Annotated in this window: 1 protein-coding gene; it reads right to left on the bottom strand. The window is 60.4% G+C overall.

All coding sequences use genetic code 11. The features are described from left to right. Positions 1–147 precede the first annotated feature (147 nt). Positions 148–1,366 (bottom strand): asparagine synthase C-terminal domain-containing protein (locus BV034_RS20185; protein ID WP_265593235.1); only part of this gene is annotated, 1,219 nt, incomplete at its 5' end.

The raw sequence follows: 1,366 nt of genomic DNA, 5'->3' as shown, positions 1-1,366 counted from the left end.
GCCTTGTCCAGACTCAAAATGCCTCGCAACACACCCAGCGTTTTTGTCCAAACAGGTTCTAAGCGGACTTTTGTCAGTTTTTACCCCAAAGACCTAACTCCGGGGCCTGTTGTTCGCGAATGCGAGTGACAGGCCCCAGTTGCTTTTTCAATGAGTGGTCATTGGAGGCAGGCCTGTCTCCGCGGGCGGTACGATGCCCGTCCAATCCGACAGGCTGCAGAGAGAGCTGTCAATGTACAAGTGATGCCACAGCTGCGTGGCCACCACGGCGGCGAGGCCCATCTCCACCGATAGTCGGGGCATCGACCCTTCGCGCAGGTCTTGGTATGCCTTGCGCCACTGATGCACGGCCGCGGCGTTGAAGTACCCGCTCCGGTTAAGTGACTCCTCGCTCAACAGCTCGTTGATGAACTCTGGTGAGGGATCCAAGTGGAAGCTGTCGAGCGGGGCGCGGAAGATGACCTTGCCACGCTTGTAGATGGAAGGCGGCACCCACCGCTCGGCCAGCAGGCGGAGAATGTGTTTGTCCCGGAAGCCGTTGAGCTTCCACTTCGGATGGAGTTTGGAGGTGAAATCAAACACCTCCTCGTCAAGGAATGGATAGCGCACCTCCACAGAGGAGTGCATGGCGACACGGTCGCCCTTGGCCTGGAGCAGGTGGCCTGCGAGGGTGACGCGGCCTGCCATCCACACGCCCCGGTTGGCAGGATCCCATCGTTTTGCCCGGGCCAGATCCATGTTGAGCGATTCCCAGGGTTCGATGGTGTCCATCATGGGGCGCATGGCCTCGCTGTAGAAACGGAACTTTGTGATGCTGAGCAGTCCGTAGGAATCCACCCAGGCATTGGGGCCGCCGATCACGTCCTCGATCTGCCTGCGGATGGCGCGAGTGTACTGGGGGACTTTGTTCATCCGCAGGTAACCGCGGCGCATCCAGTCGCTGAGGCGAACGTTTGGAAGTATGTCCAGATATCCCAGCACCTTGGCGAGCTTGTACCAGGGGTAGCCCATGAGCCACTCATCCGCCCCTTCGCCCGTGAGGACGACTTTTTGGCCGCTCGCGTTCACCTTTTGAGCGAGCTGGAGCAAGGCCGCGCACGAGGTGTCGATCACTGGGGCCTCGGCCGCCTGGATGAGGCGCGGGTAGGTGTTGAGGATATCCTCAGACCTGAAGTTCTGAACGATGGGTGGAGGGGCGCCAATGTACCGGGCCACCATGCTGGCTGCGTCCAGCTCATCCAGGTCGGGGTGATCGACACGGACGGTGTAGGTATGGACGTTCTTGCCGTGAAGATGGCAGGCCAGTGCCAGGATCATGCTTGAGTCCACTCCGCCGGAGAGGTAGGAGCCCACGGGCACATCCGCA

The sequence above is a fragment of the Verrucomicrobium sp. BvORR034 genome (assembly GCF_000739635.1).
GTDB lineage: Bacteria > Verrucomicrobiota > Verrucomicrobiia > Verrucomicrobiales > Verrucomicrobiaceae > Verrucomicrobium.
This window is presented reverse-complemented; position numbering and strand designations above follow the sequence as displayed.